This is a genomic window from Streptomyces sp. NPDC057445 (assembly GCF_042802855.1).
Classification (GTDB): domain Bacteria; phylum Actinomycetota; class Actinomycetes; order Streptomycetales; family Streptomycetaceae; genus Streptomyces.
In genome coordinates this window covers 372,084-393,628 of record NZ_JBHVDH010000003.1, presented here as the reverse complement: position 1 = coordinate 393,628, position 21,545 = coordinate 372,084, and the positions used below count along the sequence as shown (strand labels likewise).

18 protein-coding genes, 1 pseudogene and 1 riboswitch are annotated in these 21,545 nt (G+C 71.7%); of the genes and pseudogenes, 12 read left to right on the top strand and 7 right to left on the bottom strand.

Going from position 1 to position 21,545, the window contains the following annotated elements; translation table 11 throughout:
• Nucleotides 1-966, top strand: coding sequence for an ABC transporter substrate-binding protein (locus ACFU5O_RS09755; RefSeq protein ID WP_384238449.1), 966 nt, complete (start codon nucleotides 1-3; stop codon nucleotides 964-966).
• 393 nt (nucleotides 967-1,359) lie between these two features.
• Here ACFU5O_RS09755 and ACFU5O_RS09750 read toward each other — a convergent pair whose 3' ends face one another.
• Nucleotides 1,360-2,076: an isocitrate lyase/phosphoenolpyruvate mutase family protein gene (locus tag ACFU5O_RS09750; protein WP_384238447.1), complete on the bottom strand. Its 717-nt coding sequence runs from the start codon at nucleotides 2,074-2,076 to the stop codon at nucleotides 1,360-1,362.
• Between the two features lie 10 nt (nucleotides 2,077-2,086).
• Nucleotides 2,087-2,608, bottom strand: a complete 522-nt coding sequence (locus tag ACFU5O_RS09745) for a carboxymuconolactone decarboxylase family protein (RefSeq protein WP_384238445.1) — start codon at nucleotides 2,606-2,608, stop codon at nucleotides 2,087-2,089.
• Between the two features lie 17 nt (nucleotides 2,609-2,625).
• On the opposite strand from ACFU5O_RS09745, the gene ACFU5O_RS09740 reads away from it, so the two are divergent.
• On the top strand, nucleotides 2,626-4,212 hold the full coding sequence (locus ACFU5O_RS09740) for an aminotransferase class I/II-fold pyridoxal phosphate-dependent enzyme (RefSeq protein WP_384238443.1): 1,587 nt from the start codon (nucleotides 2,626-2,628) through the stop codon (nucleotides 4,210-4,212).
• 131 nt (nucleotides 4,213-4,343) lie between these two features.
• Here the strand turns inward: ACFU5O_RS09740 and ACFU5O_RS09735 are convergent, their stop codons facing one another.
• Nucleotides 4,344-5,234 carry a hypothetical protein gene (locus tag ACFU5O_RS09735; RefSeq protein WP_384238955.1) on the bottom strand — a complete coding sequence of 297 codons (891 nt, stop codon included), beginning with the start codon at nucleotides 5,232-5,234 and terminating at the stop codon, nucleotides 4,344-4,346.
• A gap of 132 nt (nucleotides 5,235-5,366) precedes the next feature.
• On the opposite strand from ACFU5O_RS09735, the gene ACFU5O_RS09730 reads away from it, so the two are divergent.
• Together ACFU5O_RS09730 and ACFU5O_RS09725 are read left to right on the top strand one after the other, a co-directional pair.
• On the top strand, nucleotides 5,367-5,651 hold the full coding sequence (locus ACFU5O_RS09730) for a hypothetical protein (protein WP_384238441.1): 285 nt from the start codon (nucleotides 5,367-5,369) through the stop codon (nucleotides 5,649-5,651).
• Nucleotides 5,652-5,672: 21 nt separating this feature from the next.
• Complete coding sequence (locus ACFU5O_RS09725; RefSeq protein ID WP_384238439.1) at nucleotides 5,673-6,854, top strand: glutathionylspermidine synthase family protein; 1,182 nt, start codon at nucleotides 5,673-5,675, stop codon at nucleotides 6,852-6,854.
• A 131-nt stretch (nucleotides 6,855-6,985) separates the two neighbouring features.
• Here ACFU5O_RS09725 and rocD read toward each other — a convergent pair whose 3' ends face one another.
• Nucleotides 6,986-8,194: an ornithine--oxo-acid transaminase gene (gene rocD / locus ACFU5O_RS09720; protein ID WP_384238438.1), complete on the bottom strand. Its 1,209-nt coding sequence runs from the start codon at nucleotides 8,192-8,194 to the stop codon at nucleotides 6,986-6,988.
• A 217-nt stretch (nucleotides 8,195-8,411) separates the two neighbouring features.
• A riboswitch (ZMP/ZTP riboswitch) is annotated at nucleotides 8,412-8,504 on the top strand.
• Between the two features lie 115 nt (nucleotides 8,505-8,619).
• Between rocD and glyA the strand changes: the two genes are divergently transcribed.
• The 3 genes from glyA (at nucleotide 8,620) to ACFU5O_RS09705 (ending at nucleotide 12,864) form a co-directional block, all read left to right on the top strand.
• Complete coding sequence (gene glyA, locus ACFU5O_RS09715; protein WP_384238436.1) at nucleotides 8,620-9,894, top strand: serine hydroxymethyltransferase; 1,275 nt, start codon at nucleotides 8,620-8,622, stop codon at nucleotides 9,892-9,894.
• A gap of 1,208 nt (nucleotides 9,895-11,102) precedes the next feature.
• Nucleotides 11,103-12,116 carry a tryptophan--tRNA ligase gene (gene trpS / locus ACFU5O_RS09710; RefSeq protein ID WP_384238434.1) on the top strand — a complete coding sequence of 338 codons (1,014 nt, stop codon included), beginning with the start codon at nucleotides 11,103-11,105 and terminating at the stop codon, nucleotides 12,114-12,116.
• Between the two features lie 157 nt (nucleotides 12,117-12,273).
• Nucleotides 12,274-12,864, top strand: coding sequence for a 2'-5' RNA ligase family protein (locus ACFU5O_RS09705; protein ID WP_384238433.1), 591 nt, complete (start codon nucleotides 12,274-12,276; stop codon nucleotides 12,862-12,864).
• 129 nt (nucleotides 12,865-12,993) lie between these two features.
• On the opposite strand, the gene ACFU5O_RS09700 is transcribed toward ACFU5O_RS09705, so the two are convergent.
• Both ACFU5O_RS09700 and ACFU5O_RS09695 read right to left on the bottom strand, forming a co-directional pair.
• Entirely contained in the window at nucleotides 12,994-13,749 is a 756-nt protein-coding gene (locus ACFU5O_RS09700; RefSeq protein WP_384238431.1) for a decaprenylphospho-beta-D-erythro-pentofuranosid-2-ulose 2-reductase, read from the bottom strand.
• 99 nt (nucleotides 13,750-13,848) lie between these two features.
• Complete coding sequence (locus ACFU5O_RS09695) at nucleotides 13,849-15,258, bottom strand: FAD-binding oxidoreductase (protein ID WP_384238429.1); 1,410 nt, start codon at nucleotides 15,256-15,258, stop codon at nucleotides 13,849-13,851.
• Between the two features lie 152 nt (nucleotides 15,259-15,410).
• On the opposite strand from ACFU5O_RS09695, the pseudogene ACFU5O_RS09690 reads away from it, so the two are divergent.
• The 3 genes and pseudogenes from ACFU5O_RS09690 to ACFU5O_RS09680 form a co-directional block, all read left to right on the top strand.
• Nucleotides 15,411-15,983, top strand: a pseudogene (locus tag ACFU5O_RS09690) (phosphatase PAP2 family protein); the annotation flags it as partial.
• Between the two features lie 517 nt (nucleotides 15,984-16,500).
• Entirely contained in the window at nucleotides 16,501-17,463 is a 963-nt protein-coding gene (locus ACFU5O_RS09685; RefSeq protein WP_384238428.1) for a decaprenyl-phosphate phosphoribosyltransferase, read from the top strand.
• Nucleotides 17,464-17,506: 43 nt separating this feature from the next.
• Nucleotides 17,507-18,430 (top strand): YihY/virulence factor BrkB family protein, encoded by a 924-nt coding sequence (locus ACFU5O_RS09680; protein WP_384238426.1) that lies wholly within the window; start codon nucleotides 17,507-17,509, stop codon nucleotides 18,428-18,430.
• Here the strand turns inward: ACFU5O_RS09680 and ACFU5O_RS09675 are convergent.
• A complete protein-coding gene (locus ACFU5O_RS09675; protein WP_384238424.1) occupies nucleotides 18,378-19,664 on the bottom strand; it encodes a D-alanyl-D-alanine carboxypeptidase family protein in 1,287 nt (428 codons plus the stop codon). The genes ACFU5O_RS09680 and ACFU5O_RS09675 overlap by 53 nt on opposite strands.
• 130 nt (nucleotides 19,665-19,794) lie before the next feature.
• Between ACFU5O_RS09675 and ACFU5O_RS09670 the strand changes: the two genes are divergently transcribed.
• Both ACFU5O_RS09670 and ACFU5O_RS09665 read left to right on the top strand, forming a co-directional pair.
• Complete coding sequence (locus ACFU5O_RS09670) at nucleotides 19,795-20,040, top strand: SCO4848 family membrane protein (protein ID WP_351229382.1); 246 nt, start codon at nucleotides 19,795-19,797, stop codon at nucleotides 20,038-20,040.
• Nucleotides 20,041-20,052: 12 nt separating this feature from the next.
• A complete protein-coding gene (locus ACFU5O_RS09665; protein ID WP_384238422.1) occupies nucleotides 20,053-21,516 on the top strand; it encodes a metallophosphoesterase in 1,464 nt (487 codons plus the stop codon).
• The last annotated feature ends 29 nt before the right edge of the window (nucleotides 21,517-21,545 follow it).

Below are 21,545 nucleotides of genomic sequence, written 5' to 3'. Positions count from 1 at the left end.
ATGTCTGCACACCGTTCCCTCCTCCGCACCGCCACCGCGGTCGTCGGCGCCGTCGGCGTTCTCGGTCTCACCGCGTGCGGCGCCGCCGACACCGGCAAGAGCAGCGACGTCGGCGGCAAGAAAACCGTCACCATGACCGTCCCGTCCTGGGTCGGCGCCCAGGCCAACGTCGCCGTCGCCAAGCAGATCCTCGAGAAGGAGCTCGGCTACACGGTCAAGACGCAGCAGATGGGCGAGGTGCTGGCCTGGGACGCGCTGTCCAAGGGCGATGTCGACGCCGTCCTCGAGGACTGGGGCCACCCCAAGGAGGAGAAGCAGTACGTCGAGACGAAGAAGACCGTCGTCGACGGCGGCGACCTCGGTGTCACCGGGCACATCGGCTGGTTCGTGCCGAAGTACTTCGCGGACGCCCACCCCGATGTCACGGACTGGAAGAACCTCAACAAGTACGCCAAGGACTTCAGAACCGCGGAGAGCGGCGACAAGGGTGAGCTGCTGGAGGGCTCGCCCGACTACGTCACCAACGACGACGCGATCATCGACAATCTGAAGCTGGACCTGAAGACGAACTACGCGGGTTCCGAGGCGGCCCAGATCACGGCGATCAAGAAGTACGCGAAGGAGAAGAAGCCCTTCCTGACGTACTGGTGGACCCCGCAGTGGCTGAACGCGCAGATCGACATGGTCGAGATCAAGCTCCCCGAGTACAAGGAAGGCTGCGACGCCGACCCGAAGAAGGTCACCTGCGCCTACCCGCAGACCCCGCTGAAGAAGTTCCTCAACGCGGACTTCGCGAAGGACGGCGGCGAGGCGGCCGAGTTCCTGAAGAACTTCAAGTGGACGACCGATCAGCAGAACGAGGTCGCCCTGATGATCGCCGACCAAAAGCTGTCGCCCGAGGCGGCGGCGGACAAGTGGGTCAAGGCGAACGAGTCGACGTGGAAGGCGTGGCTGCCGAAGAAGTGACGCGGCGACAGGGCTCGCGGGGGCGCGCCCCGGTTTGTGGGTCCGGGGCGCTCACCGTTCCTCCCGCATCCCCCGTCCGGCGCGCGGGGCGTACCTCGGCTCCGACGGGTCCGGGGCGCGCGCTGCGGCCCCCGCCCGGGCTGCAAGTGCCGGACGGGCTCCACAGGAGCCCGTCCGGCGTTCGAGGACGGACATGTGGATCCGCGGCGGTTCGGTGCCGGGTCGCTTTGGAGCCGGGCCGGGGCCTGTCGGGGGCTGGGGGTGGGGCTGGGTTCGGGCCGAGCCCGGTCGCCCGGCCCGTCCGGCGTTCGAGGACGGACACGCGGGTCTGCCGTCCGGTACCGAGCCGCTGGAGCCCGGCCGAAGGCCGGACAAGGGCCGCCCCCGGCCCCGTCACGCACGCAGGCCGGCCGCCAGGTCACGGACCGCGTCGAGGGTGCGCAGCAGGAGGCCCGGCCCGAAGGTGATCCGGGTGGCGCCGAGACGGCCGAGCTCGGCGATGGGCGGGGCGCCGGGGAACTTCCCCGCGTTGATCGGGCCCGGAACGGCATCGCGGAGCCGGGGGAGGACTTCCGGCGGGGCGCCGATCGGGTAGACGCAGTCCGCTCCCGCCGCGACGTAGAGCAGGGCCCGCTCGATCGCCGCCTCCGGGTCGGTCACGCCGCGGATGAACGTGTCGACGCGCGCGTTGAGGAACAGCGCGTCGCCCGCCTCCGCCCGTACCTCCGCGAGCCGGTCCGCCTGGCGCCGGGGGTCGACGAGTTCCTCGCCCGGTCCCGAGTCCTCCAGGTTGATGCCGACCGCGCCGGTGTCGAGAACCCTCTCCACCAGCTCCTTGGGGGACAGCCCGAAGCCCGCCTCGACATCGGCCGAGACGGGGACGTCGACGGCGCGGACGATCCGCGCGACCGCCGCGAACATCTCGGCGGCCGGGGTCGCGCCGTCCTCGTACCCGAGGGACGCCGCCACGCCCGCACTGGGCGTGGCGAGAGCCGGAAAACCGGCGTCGGCGAAGACCCGGGCGCTCGCCGCGTCCCACGGACCCGGCAGGACCAGCGGGTCCTCCGGGGCACGGCCGTGGTGCAGGGCGCGGAAGACGTTCACCGGCATGGCAGCCCCCTCAGTGCGTGAACTGGCCGGGCGTGTAGTGGCCCGGCACCATGCGGGTCGACACGCCGAAACGGTTCCACGCGTTGATCACCGTGATCGCGGCGATCAGCTGCGCCAGCTCCGCCTCCTCGAAGTGCTTCGCGGCCTTCTCGTACACCTCGTCGGGGACGAAGCCGTCCGTCAGGACCGTGACCGCCTCGGTCAGTTCGATCGCCGCGATCTCCTTGGCCGTGTAGAAGTGCCGCGACTCCTCCCATGCGCTCAGCTGGATGATCCGGTCCACGGACTCACCCGCAGCGAGAGCGTCCTTCGTGTGCATGTCGAGGCAGAAGGCGCAGTGGTTGAGCTGCGACGCGCGGATCTTCACGAGTTCGAGAAGTACGGGGTCGAGACCCTGCCGTGCGGCCGCGTCCAGCTTCACCATGGCCTTGTAGACGTCGGGTGCCAGCTTCGCCAGCTGCATGCGCGGGGTGTGCTCGGGATTGAACTCGGTCGTCGTCATGACAACAACCGTACGAGCCGTGTGGCGCATCGGTATGGTCCATTCCCATGACGGATGACTGGGCCATTTCCGACCCCGACCCCGACCCCGAGCCCGACATCGAGCCCGACATCGAGCCCGACCTCGACCCCGAGCCCGACCTCGACCCCGAGCCCGACCTCGACCCCGAGCCCGACCTCGACCCCGAGCCCGACCTCGACGTCGAGGCGGCGTCCGGGGACGGTTCCCGCGCACGCGCCGAATCGTCGTTCGGCGCGGACTTCCATATCGAGGTGCGCGGCCCTGGCGTGCGCACGGGCCTCATGGACGCGCTGCGCGACGCCGTGCGCACGGGGAGGCTGGCCCCCGGCACCCGGCTGCCCTCGTCCCGTACGCTCGCCGCGGACCTGGGCCTGGCCCGCAACACCGTCGCCGACGCCTATGCCGAGCTCGTCGCCGAGGGCTGGCTCACGGCCCGCCAGGGCTCGGGCACCAGGGTCGCCCGCCGCGCCACCCCCAGCACCCGCAGATCACCGGCCGCCGCGCCGCGGACGAGCCGGCCGCGAAGCCGCCCGGCGTACAGCCTGGTGCCCGGTTCACCCGACCTCGCGTCGTTCCCCCGCGCGGAATGGCTCAAGGCGGCACGGCGCGCGCTGACGGCCGCCCCGCACGAGGCCTTCGGCTACACGGACACCCACGGCCGTATCGAGCTGCGCACCGCGCTCGCGGACTACCTCGCGCGGGCGCGCGGCGTGTACGCGGAGCCCGACCGCATCGTCGTCTGCTCCGGCTACGTCCACGGGCTGATGCTGCTCGCGACGGTGCTGCGACAGCGAAGGGTGCGGGAGGTGGCGGTGGAGGCGTACGGGCTCGACGTCCACTGGAAGAGGCTGACGGACGCCGGACTGCGGCTGCCCGCGCTGCCCTTCGACGAGAGCGGTACGCGGACCGAAGACCTGGCCGGGCTCAAGGGCGCGGGGGCGGTGCTGCTCACGCCCGCCCATCAGTTCCCGATGGGCGTCGCGTTGCATCCGGACCGGCGGGCCGCGGCCGTCGACTGGGCGCGTACCTCGGGCGGGCTGATCCTGGAGGACGACTACGACGGTGAGTTCCGCTACGACCGCCAGCCCGTCGGCGCGCTCCAGGGCCTCGACCCGGAACGGGTGGTCTACCTGGGTACCGCAAGCAAGTCCCTGGCGCCCGGGCTGCGCGTCGGCTGGATGGTCCTGCCGGAGAACCTGGTCGCCGAGGTGGCCGCGGCCAAGGGCGAGGCGGACTGGGCGTCGGGCACGCTGGACCAGCTGACGCTGGCGCACTTCATCGGATCCGGCGCGTACGACAGCCACGTACGGGGGATGCGGCTGCGCTACCGGCGCCGCCGCGACCAGCTCGTCGACGCCCTGGCGGAACGTGCCCCGGACATCCGGGTCAGCGGCATCGCGGCCGGGATGCACGCGGTCCTTGAACTGCCCCCGGGCACCGAGCGCCCGGTCGTCCAGGCAGCCGCCTGGCAGGGCCTCGCTCTCGAGGGCCTCTCCCGCTACCACCACCCCACCACGCCACCCGCCGGGGACGCCCTGGTCGTCGGCTACGGCACCCCGTCCGACAGCGCATGGTCGGGCGCGCTGGACGCGTTGTGCCGGGTGCTCCCGTGACCCTGCGGCGGTGCGGCGGTGCGGCGGTGCGGCGGTGCGGCGGTGCGGCGGTGCGGTCCGGTGACAGCCAACGGTGACAGGAAGCGGCGAGGCGTCGGCGCGGCGTAGGCGCGGCGCCGACCGGTCGGGTCTCAGTGCCCCTCGGGCCGCCCGGCGGGACCGGCGGGACCGGCGGGATCGTCGGGGACGACGGTGTCGGCCACGGCCGCTTCCGGGGCCGGCAGTTCACCGAAGCGGGCCAGGGCAAGCGCTCCCGCCACCGAGATCACAAAACCGGTGATCGCGAGCCAGGCCATGCCCTCGCGCGTGCGGTCGCCGAGCCAGACGACCCCGACCGCCGACGGCAGAAGGGTCTCGGTCAGGACGAGTCCCGCGGTGGCCGTGGTCACAGAGCCGCGGGCGAAGGCCGAGGTGAGCAGCAGGAAGGCGGCGGCCCCGCCCAGCAGCAGCGCGTACAGCGCGGGGTTCCCGAAGTCCACCGAGTCCAGCAGCCGGACCGCCACCTCGGGCACCCCGAAGCCGATGCCCGCACCCATGCCCAGCACCAGCGCCCGGGAGCGGCCCGGCAGCCGGCCCGCCGCGGCGCCGATCAGCAGGACCACGACCGCCGTGCCGAGCAGCGCCCATTTCAGCGCGGGCGGCGGGACCGCCGTGCCTTCCGGGCCCGAGGCCAGGCCCAGCAGCCCGAGGCCCGCGCAGACCGCGCCGACCGCGGTCCACTCGATTCGGCTGAGCCGCACCGACAGCACCCGCGTCGCGGCCACCGCGGTCACCGCCAGGCTCGCCGCGAGCGCCGCGCCCACCGCGTAGATCGGGATCAGCCGGAGCGCCACGATCTGCAGCGTGAATCCGGCCCCGTCGAGGACGAGTCCGGCGAGATAGCGCCACTGCCTCAGAGCGCGCAGGAACAGTGCGGCGTCCACGCCGGACGTGTCGCCCGGGTCGGCGACGGCACGGGCGGCGACCGCTTGGAAGACCGTGGCCAGGCCGTAGCAGACGGCGGCCGCGATCGCGCAGAACATCCCAAAGAACACAAAGCGACTCTAGATGGGGAGGGTTCGTGGACCGGGCTTACGACCGGGCGGCGCGGCCATCTACTCTTGCGGCGATTCGCTTACTGGCTTGATGTGTACAAGGACGGGGAGGCCGGAAGGATGGCGCGGCGCAGGCTGAGGTCAGGCGCGGTGGTACTCGGCGGCATGGGAATGCTCGCGGCGACGCTCACGTCCTGCGGCTCGGAGCCCGACGAGCGGTGCATCGACCCCGTGACCCAGGAAGTACTGCCTGATTACGAGTGCGACGACGACGACGGCCAGGGCCACGGCCGTTACTACTACGGCGGCAGCGTCCGGGGGAACGGCAAGGTCTCGGGCGGCAGTTTCGACAAGTCGGCCGTCGACAGCGGTGGCTTCGGCTCCTCCGGCTCCGGCGGCGGCTGAGCCGCCAGGGTCCACACAGAGATGAAACGTCACACCATCGATCCGCGCCCCGGCTGGCAGGAAATCGTCGAGGAGCAGGGACTCGTCTATCCGCTCACCCGGTACCCGGACGGCTCCCTGCGTCCCTACTGGGACGAGAGCGCCTATTACGAGTTCTCGCTGCCCGAGGTCGAGGCGCTGGAGGAGGTCGTCGAAGAGCTGCACGCCATGTGCCTGGCCGCGGCGGCGCACATCGTGGAGCAGGGCCGCTTCGCGGACCTCGGCATCACCGACCCCCGGCTCGCGAAGCGCGTCGCCGAGTCCTGGCGCCGCCGGGCCGAACTGCCTTCCATCTACGGGCGGTTCGATCTGCGCTACGACGGCACGGGCCCGGCCAGGATGCTGGAGTACAACGCCGACACCCCGACCTCGCTCGTGGAGGCCGCCAGCCCCCAGTGGTTCTGGATGGAGGAGCGCTTCCCCGGTGCCGATCAGTGGAACTCCCTCCACGAACGGCTCGTCGACGCCTGGAAGCGGCAGGCACCCCTGCTGCCGCCGGGGCCCGTCCACTTCGTGCACTCGGACGGTGACCTGCTCGGCGAGGACCTGATGACGGTCGCCTATCTGCGCGAGACCGCACAGCAGGCCGGACTGAGCACCGAAGCGCTGTCGGTCGAGCGGATCGGCTGGGACCGGCTGTCGGGCCGGTTCGTCGACGACCGGCTGCGCTTCATCCGCAGCTGCTTCAAGCTCTATCCGTGGGAGTGGCTGACCACCGACCGCTTCGGTCCCCACGTCCTCGACACCCTGGACAACGGTGGCGGCACCGGCACCACCTGCTGGATCGAGCCCGCCTGGAAGATGCTGCTCTCCAACAAGGCATTGCTGGCGGTGCTGTGGGAGCTGTATCCGGGGCACCCGAACCTGCTCCCCGCCTATCTCGACGGACCGCGCGAACTCGCCGGGAAGAACGGGTACGTGGCCAAGCCGCTCCTCGGCCGCGAGGGCGCGGGCGTGACCATCCATGAGCCCGGCGGGGAACCGGCCGTACGGGAAGAAGCCTGCTGCTACCAGGAGTTGGCGCCGCTTCCCGACTTCGCCGGCAACAAGGTCGTGCTCGGCGCCTGGGTCGTCGAGGGCGAGGCGGCGGGGCTGGGCATCCGGGAGTCGTCCGGGCTGATCACGGACGAATACGCCCGCTTTCTGCCGCACGTGATCCTCTGACCCCGGCCGGTCCGGTCCCGGCCGGTCGGTCCTCCCCGAGCCGTCGGGCTCGCGCTCACGCGCGATCGCCCGGACACGGTCCGGCGCGGTGCGCCGGGCCCCCGGCGGGTGACCCGGCGCACCGCCCCGGGTCACCCGCCGGCCAGTACCGCGCGGAGCTGGTCGAGGCCCCAGTCCAGGTCCTCCTTGCTGATCACCAGCGGTGGAGCGATCCGGATCGTCGAACCGTGTGTGTCCTTCGCCAGGACACCGCGGTCCATCAGCTTCTCCGAGATCTCGCGGCCCGTGCCGTGCGACGGGACGATATCGATCCCGGCCCACAGCCCGCGCCCGCGCACCGCCTCCACGGCGCCCCCGCCGACCAGGAGCCCCAGCTCGTGGTGCAGGTGCTCGCCCAGTTCGGTGGCGCGCTGCTGGAACTCGCCGGTGCGCAGCATCCCGATGACCTCCAGCGCCACCGCGCAGGCCAGCGGATTGCCGCCGAACGTCGAACCATGCTCACCGGGCCGGTAGACCCCCAGCACCTCGGTCGACGAGACGACCGCCGAGACCGGTACGACACCGCCGCCCAGTGCCTTGCCCAGGATGTACATGTCCGGGACGACACCTTCGTGCTCGCAGGCGAAGGTGCGGCCGGTGCGGCCCAGGCCGGACTGGATCTCGTCCGCGATGAACAGCACGTTCCGCTCGCGGGTCAGCTCCCGCACCCCGGCGAGATAGCCGGCCGGCGGCACCAGGACCCCCGCCTCGCCCTGGATCGGCTCCAGCATCACGGCCACCGTGTTCGCGCTGACCGCTCGCTGCAGGGCGGTGAGGTCGCCGTACGGGACGATCTCGAAGCCCGGTGTGTAGGGGCCGAAGTCGGCGCGGGCCTCCGGGTCGGTGGAGAAGCTGACGATCGTCGTGGTACGACCGTGGAAGTTGTTGGCCGCGACGACGATCTTCGCCTGTCCCGGCGGGACGCCCTTGACCTTGTAGCCCCACTTCCTGGCGGTCTTCACGGCGGTCTCGACGGCCTCCGCCCCGGTGTTCATGGGCAGCACCATCTCCATGCCGCACAGCTCCGCGAGCTGGGTGCAGAAGTCGGCGAACCGGTCGTGGTGGAACGCCCGGGACGTCAGCGTCACCCGCTCCAGCTGGGCCTTCGCGGCATCGATCAGTCGCCGGTTGCCGTGGCCGAAGTTGAGCGCCGAGTACCCGGCGAGCATGTCGAGGTACCGGCGCCCCTCGACGTCCGTCATCCACGCACCGTCCGCCGAGGCGATCACGATGGGCAGTGGGTGGTAGTTGTGGGCGCTGTGCGCCTCTGCGGAGGCGATCGCTCTGTCCGTAGCAGACACGGGTTCTCCGTTTCGTCCTGCGGCATGGGTCGTCGAACCGGGACCGGGACCGGGGTGAGGCCCTGCCCGGCAACGGGGTGATCCCTCTTTCTATCGTCGCTCGGTCATCACGTGAAGAAACATTGGGCTTCGGACGCGACTCGCCGGAGACCTTCCCGTTTCCCCGTGGTTCCGGAACCCGTGCCCGGCCGCAGAGGCTGCGCCGAGTAGGCTGGACGGTACGCACGGCGACTGGCGTACGCGGAACTGACCGCGGGGGAGCCGAGCGCGGCAGAACACGTACGAGGCGCCGCCCGCCTGGGCACCCCGGGACCAGACCGATACCAGCCTGATCCCGGTGGGCGCCGCTCGTCCCCTGCTTCGGCGGGGGACCCCGAGTTGCACCCCGGGAACGGAATTCCCCGACTGCCTGCCCGGAGGACGCCATGACTCTCCCCGCTCAGCACACCCATCCCGCCCTCACCGCGACCGACCCGGAGCTGGCCGCGCTCGTCGGTGCCGAGGAGCGGCTGCAGGCCGACACGCTGCGGCTGATCCCCAGCGAGAACTATGTGTCGCAGGCGGTGCTCGAAGCCTCCGGCACCGTCCTGCAGAACAAGTACAGCGAGGGATACCCCGGACGCCGCTACTACGAGGGCCAGCAGAACATCGACAAGGTCGAGCTGCTCGCCATCGCCCGCGCCAAGGAGCTGTTCGGCGTCGAGCACGCCAACGTCCAGCCCTACTCCGGCTCACCGGCCAATCTCGCCGTCTACCTGGCCTTCGCCGAGCCCGGCGACACCGTGATGGGCATGGCCCTCCCGATGGGCGGCCACCTCACCCATGGGTGGGGCGTGTCCGCGACCGGCAAGTGGTTCCGCGGCGTGCAGTACGGCGTGCGCCAGGACACCGGCCTCATCGACTTCGACGAGGTGCGCGAACTGGCCCTCAAGGAGCGGCCGAAGGTCATCTTCTGCGGTGGCACCGCCCTTCCCCGCACCATCGACTTCGCCGCCTTCGGGGAGATCGCCCGCGAGGCGGGCGCCGTACTGGTCGCCGATGTCGCGCACATCGCGGGCCTGATCGCGGGAGGCGCCCACCCGTCGCCGGTGCCGCACGCGGACGTGATCTCCACGACCACGCACAAGACCCTGCGCGGGCCGCGCGGGGCGATGCTGATGTCCCGCGACGAGCACGCGAAGGCCATCGACAAGGCGGTCTTCCCCGGCCTCCAGGGCGGCCCGCACAACCAGACCACCGCGGCGATCGCCGTCGCGCTGCACGAGGCGGCCCAGCCCTCCTTCCGTGACTACGCGCACGCGGTCGTCGCCAACGCCAAGGCCCTCGCCGAGGAGTTGCTCGCCCGCGGCTTCGACCTCGTCTCCGGCGGCACCGACAACCACCTGATCCTGATGGACCTCACGCCCAAGGACGTCCCGGGCAAGGTTGCCGCCAAGGCGCTGGACCGCGCCGGGATCGTCGTCAACTACAACACCGTGCCCTACGACCCCCGGAAGCCCTTCGACCCCTCCGGCGTCCGCATCGGCACCCCCTCGCTCACCTCGCGCGGCCTCGGCACGCAGCACATGCCGACGGTCGCCGACTGGATCGACCGCGGCGTCACCGCCGCCCGGACGGGTGACGAGGACGGGCTGGCCGCCATCCGCGCCGAGGTCGCCGACCTGATGGCCTCCTTCCCGGCGCCGGGCCTCCCCGCGTAACCGGGCCGCCACGGGTGGACCCGGCCAACGGGCGCGGGTCCACCCGGGAGAAGCCCCGGGCCCGCCGGCCGGGAACTTCTCTCTCGCGTCCGGCAACTGCCGGGGCGGCCCCGCTTCCCGGTCCTCTTCCCGGTCCTCCCGCGTCCGCCGAACGGCGGACGCGGCAGCCGGGCCGCGAGCGGGCGAAGGGCTGCCCCAGGACGGCCCCGGCTGCCAGGCCGGGCATCGCCCACCACCGATCGGTGCCATCCCCGGCCCCGGCCGTGGCCTGCCCGGACGCCTCCGCGGAGACTGCGCCGCCTTCCGGGGGCGGCTGCGCCGGAATGACCTGGCCCACGTCCCTGGTGGTCCTCTTGCCCAGGACCCCAGCCGTCTTCAGCAGCGCGGTCGGCTCACCCGGCCTGTCGGCCTCGTGCCACAGCCCGTCGTACGACGTCGGCGGTCCGACCGCCGTGCCTGAGCCGTCCCCGTCTCCGTCTCGTCGAGCTCCAGCAGACAGCGGTGGATCACGACCTGCCGCTGCTCCTCGCCCAGTTCGTCCAGGGCGGCCGGCAGCCGCCCGCGGCGCTCCCCCGCCACGGCCGAGGCCGCCGGGTCCGCCGAATCCGGTATCAGCGGCTCGCCCCGCGCCGGGCAGCATCGCCTCCCGCCCGGCGAGGGCGCGCATCCGGACCGTCGACCGCACTGTGTTCCTTGTCTCATTTGTTCCTTGTCCCATTCACGACGGTGCGCAGCAGCCAGGGCCGGAACCTCGCGCCTTACCGGAACCGGCCGAGCGGCTGACAGGCCTTGAAGGAGGCGGACTGCACCACATCCCCGGCACCCGCGCCCGCCCCACAGGCCACCGCCGCACGTAATGCCATCTGCGTGTACGCACACACCGGCTCCGCATACGCCTCGGGCTCCCCGGAACGTACCCGCGCGATCACCGCGGCCTCGTCGACGACGGTCGATCGGTTCCCGTCGGGACTTCCCGGACCCCGCGGTCCTTCCGGGTCCCGGAACACCGGGAACACCCGGGTCCGTGACCCGCGACGGTGACTTCGCGGTGGCGTCCTCGCGACGGCGACTCGCCAGGGATGGTCCGGCGGCGGCACCCCGTGGCGGCTCGCCGAACCCCTGGAAGAGCCCCTGGAACTCCTGGTACGCCCCGGCTCCTTCGGAGATCGGTTCCCGTCCTGTCGGCGGCACCTGAGAGAATGCTGGACATGGCCTCTGACAGTCCTCGCGTGCTCTCCGGAATCCAGCCGACCGCAGGCTCGTTCCACCTCGGCAACTACCTCGGCGCCGTCCGCCAGTGGGTTGCGCTGCAGGAGACCCATGACGCGTTCTACATGGTCGTGGACCTGCATGCGATCACGGTCCCGCAGGACCCGGCCGAGCTGCGGGCCAACACCCGCCTCGCCGCCGCCCAACTGCTCGCCGCCGGCCTCGACCCCGAGCGTTGCACGCTGTTCGTCCAGAGCCATGTCCCCGAGCACGCCCAGCTCGGCTGGGTCATGAACTGCCTGACCGGCTTCGGCGAGGCGTCCCGCATGACGCAGTTCAAGGACAAGTCCGCCAAGCAGGGCGCCGAGCGCGCCACGGTCGGCCTCTTCACCTACCCGATCCTCCAGGTGGCCGACATCCTGCTGTACCAGGCGAACGAGGTCCCGGTCGGCGAGGACCAGCGTCAGCACATCGAGCTGACACGTGATCTGGCGGAGCGTTTCAACGGCCGGTACGGGCAGACGTTCACGGTCCCCTCGCCGTACATCCTCAAGGAGACGGCCAAGATCTACGACCTGCAGGACCCGTCCAGCAAGATGAGCAAGTCGACGGCCAACCCCAAGGGTCTGATCAACCTTCTCGACGATCCGAAGACGACGGCGAAGAAGGTCAAGAGCGCGGTCACGGACACGGACACCGTGATCCGCTTCGACGCCGAGAACAAGCCGGGTGTCAGCAATCTGCTCACCATCATGTCCACCCTCACCGGTACGGCCGTCCCGGATCTGGAGCAGAACTACGAGGGCAAGGGCTACGGTGCGCTGAAGACCGACCTCGCCGAGGTCATGGTGGACTTCGTCACTCCGTTCAAGGCCCGGACCCAGGGATACTTGGACGACCCGGAGACGCTGGACTCCATCCTGGCCAAGGGCGCGGAGAAGGCTCGCGCCGTCGCCGCAGAGACTCTCGCCAGGACCTACGAAAGGGTCGGCTTCCTGCCCGCCAAGCACTGAGCCCGAGCATCGGGTCCAGGGACCCTGGCGGTAGGACTGCCGCAGCCGTCACACTGGCGGCTGGGGCAGACCGTCGGACCGCGGACCCTCACCTCGGACCAGGGCACGCGGCCGCATGGCCCAGACAGACCATCGAGCACCCGGATAGGAGAACGACGTGGGGACCGTAACGCTCGGCGTTTCGATCGCGGTCCCGGAGCCCTACGGCAGCCTGCTCCAGGAGCGGCGCGCGGGCTTCGGCGATCCCGCCGCGCACGGCATCCCCACGCATGTCACCCTCCTCCCGCCCACAGAGGCCGACGCCTCTGCCCTGCCGTCCGTGGAGGCGCATCTCGCCCGCGTGGCGGCGACGAGCAGGCCCTTCCCGATGCGGCTGTGCGGCACCGGCACCTTCCGCCCCCTCTCGCCCGTCGTCTTCGTCAAGGTCGTCGAGGGCGTCTCGGCCTGTACGCAGCTCCAGAAGAGGGTGCGGGACACATCGGGACCGCTGGTCAGGGAGCTGCAGTTCCCGTACCACCCGCATGTGACCGTCGCCCATGGCATCGCCGACGAGGCGATGGACCGGGCGTACGAGGAGCTGTCCGGGTACGAGGCGGAGTGGACCTGCACCTCCTTCGCGCTGTACGAGCAGGGGCCGGACGCGGTGTGGCGCAAGCTCCAGGAGTTCGCCTTCGGGGGCGGTACGAAACTGTCGAACGTGCCCGCGCAGGGGACGTCGGTCGACGCGACGGCGCCCACGCCCCGCTAGTCTCCGGGACCTCGGCCGGTCTCGCAGGACCGAGTGGTCTCCCCGGGCTCAACCGGTCTCGCAGGCCCGGACCGGAGCTGGTCTCCCAGCGTCCCGCCGGACCCGGTCCGGCCGAGTGGGGCGGACGGGTCAGACCGGCAGCCGTCGGAAGATCGCCCGCGGTACGTGCCGCAGCGCGGACATCACCACTCGTAGCGGCCCCGGCACCCATACGGTCTCGGAGCGCCGTCGCAGCCCGATCTCGATCGCCAGGGCGACCGCCTCAGGGGTGGTGGCCAGCGGGGCCTCCGGGAGGCCCGCCGTCATCTTCGACCGCACGAAGCCGGGTCTGACCACCATCACGTGCACGCCCGTCCCGTAGAGGGCGTCGCCGAGGCCCTGGGCGAAGGCGTCCAGGCCCGCCTTCGACGACCCGTAGATGAAATTGGCCCGTCGGGCCCGCTCGCCCGCCACCGAGGACAGGACGACGAGAGAGCCATGGCCCTGGGTCTGCAGGGCGCCCGCGCAGATCAGCCCCGAAGAGACCGCCCCGGTGTAGTTGGTCTGGGCGACGCGGACCGCGGAGAGCGGCTCGGCCTCGTCCCGCGCCTGGTCGCCGAGGACTCCGAAGGCGAGCAGCACCATGTCGATGTCGCCCTCCGCGAAGACCTTGCCCAGTACCTCCTCGTGCCCGGCGGGGTCGAGCGCGTCGAAGGGGACCGTACGCACATCCGCGCCCAGGTCGCGCAGCGACGCCGCGGCCGAGTCCAGCGCGGGGGACGGGCGCCCGGCCAGCCAGACGGTGCGGGTGCGGCGGGCCACCAGCCGGCGCGCGGTGGCGAGGCCGATCTCGGAGGTACCGCCGAGGATCAGAAGGGACTGCGGAATGCCGAAGGCGTCCTTCATCGTGATGCTCCTTCTCGTCGGAGGCCTGATGTTCGTCGTCGGGGGCGGTCGTCAAGGGCGGTCGTCAAGGGAGAGACAGGCGTCAAGGAACGGCAGGTGTCAAAGGGAAAGGCGTCGGGACAGGTCGGACACGAAGACCCCGCGGGGGTCGAGTTCGGCGCGCAGCGCCCGGAAGCGGTCCAGTCCGGGGTACATCGCGGCCAGCAGTTCCGGCCGAAGCCGGGAGTCCTTGGCCAGATAGACCCTCCCCCCGGCCCCCGCCACGCGCTCGTCCAGCTCGTCGAGGAAGGTGCCGAGCCCCGGCAGCCCGGCCGGGACGTCCAGGGCGAGCGTCCAGCCGGGGACGGGGAACGACAGCCACCCGGGATCGCCCGCGCCGAAGCGCTTGAGCACGGCGAGGAACGACGGGCAGCCCTGTCCGGCGATCCGCCGCACGATGTCGCGCAGCGACTCCTCCTGCCCGTACCCGACCACGAACTGGTACTGGACGAAGCCGCTCCGGCCGTAGATCCGGTTCCAGTGCGGGAGCCCGTCGAGCGGGTGGAAGAAGGTGGAGATCCTCTGGAGCTCGCCCCTGCGGGCACGAGGCGCCCTGCGGTACCAGAGGGCGTTGAAGAGGGAGACCGACGTCCGGCCGAGCAGCCCTTCCGGTACGAAGTCAGGCGCGAGGCCGAGGAAGCCCGGGGCGGCGGGTAGGCGCCCAGGGCGGAACTCCAGCGGGCGGCGCAGGGCCCTGGGCGGCAGCGCGTCGAGGGGTGCGTGCTCCCCGCGCGTGAGGACCGAGCGGCCGGTCGCCGCGCCCCGCGCGAGCAGGTCGATCCAGGCGACCGAGTAGCGGTAGCGGTCGTCGGTCGCCGTGAGCCGGGCCATCAGGTCGTCGAGGTCGGCGGCACGTTCGGTGTCGACCGACATCAGGGACGTCTCGACACGGTGCAGCCGGATCGTGGCGGAGAGGATCACGCCGGTCAGGCCCATCCCGCCCGCCGTCGCGTCGAAGAGCTCGGTGCCGGGCAGGGCCGTGCGCACCTCGCCGTCGGCGGTGAGCAGTTCGAGCGACAGCACATGGCGGCTGAAGGAGCCGGAGACGTGGTGGTTCTTGCCGTGGACGTCGGCGCCGATGGCGCCGCCGACCGTCACCTGGCGGGTTCCGGGCGTGACGGGCACGAACCAGCCCAGCGGCAGCAGCACCTCCATCAGCCGGTGCAGGCTGACACCCGCCTCGCACACCACGACACCGCTCTCCGCGTCGACGGTGCGGATACGGTCGAGGCCGGTCATGTCGAGGACCGCGCCGCCCGCGTTCTGCGCGGCGTCGCCGTACGCCCGTCCGAGGCCGCGCGCGATCGAGCCGCGCGCCCCGCAGCCACGCACGGCCTCCGCCGCCTCCTCGTACGTGCGGGGGCGGACGAGCAGCGCCGCGGAGGGCGCGGTGCGGCCCCAGCCGGTCACGGCCACCGGGAGGTCGTCGGTCGGGGCACGACCGGGGGCGACAGGGGAGTCGGCAGACATGTGCGCGACGCTATCGCCCCTTATTAGTGATTTGCCCCAATGTCGGCTGACTCGCCGAAATGGGTGATTAAACGAGTGTCATCAAAGATTGCCGTGAATGACGGCGTCCGGTTGAGAAGAGTCGCCCCTGGCTCGATCGAAAGGGGTGGCAGATGCGAGGCCTCGAGTGGGCGGACCGGGCGGCGGGCTTCGCCACGGGCCGGGGCCCTGGCTGGGCGGACCTGGCGGGCGCCGATCACCGGCTGCTGCTGGCGCTGCGCGACTGCGGGCGGGAGCCGCGCGTGGCCGCGGCGGCGCGCGCGCTCTCGCGCGGCGGGGAGCACGGTGCACTGTGGATCGCGACCGGTCTGCTGTGCGCGGCGACCGATCCGGAGCGGCGCCTCGGCTGGCTGCGCGGCACCGCGCTGATCGGCGTCGCCCATCTGGCGAGCATGGGCATCAAACGGGTCGTTCGCCGCCCGCGGCCACGACTGCCCATGCTGGAACCGCTCGTACGCACCGCGGGCCGGCACTCGTTTCCCAGCTCGCACGCCACCGCCGCGGCGGCGGCGGCCGTCGCCTTCGGTGCGCTGCGCCCGGCCGGCCGGCGGCTGGTGCCGCCGGTCGCCGCCGCGATGTGTGTGTCCCGGCTGGTGGTCGGCGTGCACTATCCGACCGATGTTGCCGCGGGCGCCCTCCTCGGCGGGCTCACGGCACGCCTGGGGACCCCTTGGCTGCGGTCCGGCCGGGACGAGGGCGGAGCGCTGCGCCGGACTGCGGCGCGGGCCATGTCCGGGGAGCGGGCGCGCGTTCGGTCCCGGACCGCCCGGGAAAGCGCCCTCCAGGTCGCCCGCGGGAACGCGATCCCACGCCTGTCCCCCCGCCCCGTCGCCGACCTGAGTGCCGGTCCCTCCGCGCGCCGGACCGTCGGTACTGCCCTGCGCCGGACCGCGCGCGGGAACCCGGGCCGGTCGGTCGGTCCTGCCGTGGGTGTGGGTGCCGGTCCCGCTGTGCGTCGTACCGCCGGTACCGCCACGCGCCGGACCGTCAGCGCGGCCGTCCGTCGTACCGCCGGTACTGCCCTGCGCCGGAGCATCAGTACGGTCCTCCGCCAGGCCGCCGGTCCCGCCCTGCGCCGGGCCTTGGGTGGTGCCGCACACCGGAGCCGGAGCCGGAGCCGGACATCCGGCCGGGCCCCGGCCCCTGCCGCGCTCCGCGCGGTGAACGCGGCAGCCCTGAGCCGCCCAGGTGCCGGGGGTGCTCATGGCTGAGCGCAGCACCGCCGTCCTGGAGCAGCCGGAGCACGGATCCGGCGGCCTGCCGCCCATGCGCACCCCAAGCGCGCTGAGCCTGCCCGCCGGGCTGATCAGGACCGCCCGGCCGCGCCAGTGGATCAAGAACATGCTGGTCGTGGCGGCCCCGGCCGCAGCAGGCCGACTGGTGTCCTGGCACACCGCCGTCCAACTGGGCGTCGTGTTCACCCTCTTCACCACCGCCGCCTCCGCCGTGTACCTGATCAACGACGCGCGTGATGCGGAGGCCGACCGGGCGCACCCGGTGAAGTGCCTCCGCCCGGTGGCCGCCGGGCAGGTGCCGGTGCCCGTCGCCTACGCCGCCGGGGCGCTTCTCGCCGTCGCCTCGACCGTCGCCGCGGTGGTGCTGTGCAACCCGATGACCGCGGTGCTGCTGACCGCGTACGTCGTGATGCAGCTCGCGTACTGCGTCCGGCTCAAACACGTCCTCGTCGTCGATCTGGCCGTCGTCACCTCCGGATTCCTGATGCGCGCCATGATCGGCGGGGTGGCGCTGTCCATCCCGCTCTCCCGCTGGTTCCTGATCACCACCGGCTTCGGGGCGCTGTTCATGGTGGCCGCCAAGCGCTACTCGGAGGCCGTGGAGATGGCGGGCGCGGACGGCGCGACCCGGGCGCTGCTCTCCTCGTACACCACCGGCTATCTGCGCTTCGTCTGGCAGTTGGCGGCGGGGGTCGCGGTCCTCGGCTACTGCCTGTGGGCGCTGGAGAGCGGGGGCACCGCGAACGGATCTCTGCTGCCCTGGCGTCAGATCTCGGTGATCGCGTTCATCCTCGCGGTGCTGCGGTACGCGGTCTTCGCCGACCGGGGAACGGCCGGCGCACCGGAAGAGGTCGTCCTGCGCGACCGGCCGCTCGCCGTCATCGGGCTGGTGTGGCTGTCGATGTACGGAATGGCCGTGGTGGATCTCTGACCACTTCCGGATCGGTCCGGCCGAGAGGGGGCACACGTACGAGATGGACTGGCTGACCCGACTCCCCCTCATCGGCCCGCTCGTGCGGCGGCTGATGAAGACGCACGCCTGGCGCTCGTACGAGACCCTCGACCGGGTGCACTGGACCCGGCTCGCTGCCGCCATCACCTTCATCAGCTTTCTGGCGCTGTTCCCGCTGATCACGGTCGCCGCGGCGGTCGGCGCGGCACTGCTCAGCAAGGAACATGTGGCGAAGCTCGAGGACAAGCTCTCCGATCAGGTGCCGGGCATCTCCGAACAGCTCGACATCGGGGCTCTGGTGGACAACGCCGGCACGGTCGGCCTGGTCGCGGGCGCCCTGCTGCTGTTCACCGGCATCGGCTGGGTCGGCTCGATGAGGGACTGTTTGCGCGCGGTCTGGGAGCTCGACGACGTGGACGAGGGCAACCCGATCCTGCGCATGGGCAAGGACGCCGTCGTCCTGCTCGGGCTGGGCGCGGTGGTGCTGGCATCGTTCGCTGCCTCCGCCCTCGGCACGAGCGCGGTCGGCTGGGGCGCCGACCGGCTGGGCATCGACCGCGACGGGGTGGGTGGTGTGCTGCTCCAGATCGCCGCCATCGCCGTTGCCGTCCTGGCCGACTTCCTGATGCTGCTCTACGTCCTGACCCTGCTCCCGGGGGTCCAGCCGCCCCGCCGCCGGCTGATGGTCGCGGCGCTGCTCGGGGCGGTCGGCTTCGAGCTGCTGAAGCTGCTGCTCAGCGGTTATCTCTCGGGTGTCGCGGCGAAGTCGATGTACGGCGCGTTCGGCGTGCCGGTCGCGCTGCTGCTGTGGATCAACTTCACCGCGAGGCTGCTGCTCTACAGTGCCGCGTGGACGGCGACGGGAAGCGCCGCCGCCCAGCGCGACGAGCGCTCTAACGGCGAGGGAGACGGCGGACCAGATCCGGCAGCGGCCAGCGCCGGTTGACCAGGAACACCGCGCCCGCGAGCAGCACCAGCACACCGCCCGTGATGGCGATCGCGACACCGATGCCGCTGGAGCTCTCGTGGGCTGCCGTGGATGCCTTCGCCGGGCCGTGCTGATTCCTCTTGCCGTCCTCGTCGCCGTCCCCCGCGCCGTCCGTGGACTCGGAGCCGTTGGAGGGCCCTGTACGGGCGGACTTCGGCGCGACCAGTTCGCCGATCGGCTCCACCTTTCCGACCGCCTCGAAACCCCAGTCGAGCAGGCGCGCGGTCTCCTTGTAGACGGCCTGCTGTTCGTCCGACGACGGGTTCATGACGGTGACGAGCAGCACCTTGCCGTCCCGTTCCGCGACTCCGGTGAAGGTCGCGCCGGCGTGCGTGGTGTTCCCGTTCTTGACACCCGCGATGCCCGCGTACGGGTTGATGCCGAAGTCGCCGGTGAGCAGCCGGTTGGTGTTCTGGATCTCGAACGTCTCACGCTTCTTGCCCGGCTTCTGCTCGCCCGGGAACTCGGCGCGGACCGTCGAGCAGTACTCCCTGAAGTCCTTCTTCTGCAGTCCGCTTCGGGCGATCAGGGTCAGGTCGTACGCGCTCGACACCTGGCCCGTCTCGTCGTAGCCGTCCGGTGTGACCACATGCGTGTCGAGCGCCTGCAGTTCCTCGGCGTGGTCCTGCATGTCCTCGACGGTCTTCTCGACACCGCCGTTCATGGCGGAGAGCACATGGACGGCGTCGTTGCCCGAACGGAGGAACACGCCCAGCCAGAGATCGTGGACGGTGTAGGTCTGCTTCTCCTTCACCCCGACGAGGCTGCTCCCCTCGCCGACATCGGCGAGTTCGTCCGTGGTGACCGTGTGCTCCTCGTCCTTGGAGAGCCTGGGCAGCAGGGTGTCCGCGAAGAGCATCTTCAGGGTGGAGGCGGGGGGCAGCCGCCAGTGGGCGTTGTGGGCGGCCAGCACATCACCGGTCTCGGCGTCCGCGACGATCCAGGAACGCCCCGACAGCTGCTTGGGCAGAACCGGGGCGCCGGACGCGAGATCGACCTGGGTGCCTGGTTCGCCGAGCTGTTCGCCGCCCACGGTGGACATGGCGGCCGGAGGGTTCGGAGCCTTGTCGTCCGTCTTGATGGTGTCGGCGGTTGTGGCCGTGGCAGTGGCCGCCATCGCAGGCGCGACGGTGAAGGCGGGCAGCAATGCGGCAGCAATGACCGTCAATGCGGTCTTTTTCAGAGCAGACACGATCGAGAAAGTACATGGAGTTGTCAGTGAAACGGACACCGACGGGGTGACCCGCCGCGAGCTCCGCCGGTACAGCCCATAGCCCGGACCCCGTCGCACCGGTATGGAGCACAGCGGTGATACTGAGTCCATGAAGCTCAGCCGCCCCGTCTCCTGGTTCCTGCTCGCGTTCGGGGTGTGGAGCTGGGTCATCTGGGTCACTTTCGTCAAGAACCTTTGGCAGGACGCCAGCGGGCTCGCCTTCGACGACGCCGGTGACCCCACTGCGTACTTCTGGGTCCATCTGCTGCTCGCCATCACGTCCTTTCTCCTGGGGACGGCGGTCGGGGTCATCGGGTTGCGTGGCGTACGCGCATTGCGCCGCGACCGTGAATAAGGGAGCGGTGCCGTGTTGGTCGTCCTGCTGGTGATCGTCGTGATCCTCGCCCTGCTGGCGGGTGTGCACTGGTACGTGTGGCGTCGCCTGGTCCGCGACACGACGGTGCGCGGGAGCGCCCTGCGCCGGGCGGGCACGGTGGCGGTGGTGGTGCTGCCGCTGCTGTCGGTCGGCGCGCTCACCTCGGGGCGGGCGGGTGCGCCTTTCCTGCTCCAGCAGATCCTGGCATGGCCGGGGTATCTGTGGCTCGCGGTGCTGCTGTATCTGACGCTGGCGCTGGTGGTGGCGGAGGCTGTGCGGCCGCTGCTGCGGCGGGTGCTGGAGCGGAAGGCTGACACACGGTCAGTCACCGGCCGGCTCGCGACGCCCGCAGGTGCCGTGGCCGAGGCCGCGACGGGCGGTACGGGCGTCCGCGGTGCCGCTGTGACGGCCGCCGGGCACGCGGGTACCTCCGGATCCTCCGGCGCCCATGGTTCCTCCGGTGCCCCGGGTTCCGTCGCCGTCGACGACGGGCCCGACGCGGCTGTACGGCAGGGCGGCTCCCTGGCGACCGCCGACGCTCCCGGTGCGGACGCGCTCGCGGCCGACGGGGTCGCGGAAGCGAGTGTCTCCGTGCCGGGCGGCGAGCGTCCCGAGGCCGCTGCCGGCGAGCTGTCGCGACGGCTCTTCGTCGCACGCGCCGCCGGCGGAGCCGCCGCCGCCGTCGCCGCGGGGACCGTCGGGTACGGGACGTACGGTGTGATGCGCGGGCCGCGGGTGAAGAAGGTCACCGTGCCGCTCGCCAAGCTCGCGCGCGGAGCGCACGGGTACCGGATCGCCGTCGTCAGCGACATCCATCTCGGGCCGATCCTGGGCCGCGCCCACACCCAGCGGATCGTCGACACGATCAACGCCGCACAGCCCGACCTCGTCGCCGTCGTGGGCGATCTCGTCGACGGCAGCGTCGCCGACCTCGGCCGGGCGGCCGAGCCGCTCGCGCAGCTGAAGGCCCGGCACGGGTCGTACTTCGTCACCGGGAACCATGAGTACTTCTCGGGCGCGGACGCCTGGGTCGACCATGTACGTGAGCTCGGCCTCACGCCTCTGCGCAACGACCGCGTCGAGATCGCCGGGTTCGACCTCGCGGGCGTCGACGACGTCGCGGGCGAGAGCGAGGGCCAGGGTCCCGACTTCGCCCGGGCGCTGGGCGACCGTGACCGCACCCGCGCCGCCGTGCTGCTCGCCCATCAGCCGGTCGTGATCCATGACGCCGTGCGCCACGGTGTGGACCTCCAGTTGTCCGGGCACACGCACGGCGGTCAGATGTGGCCCGGCAATCTCATCGCCGACCTGGCCAATCCGACCCTCGCGGGTCTGGAACGGTACGGCGACACCCAGCTCTACGTCTCGCGCGGCGCGGGCGCATGGGGCCCGCCGGTGCGGGTCGGTGCGCCGTCCGACATCACCGTCGTCGAGCTGGCCTCCCGCCAGGCCTGACGACGCCCCCGCGCCGCCGGGGAACCGGG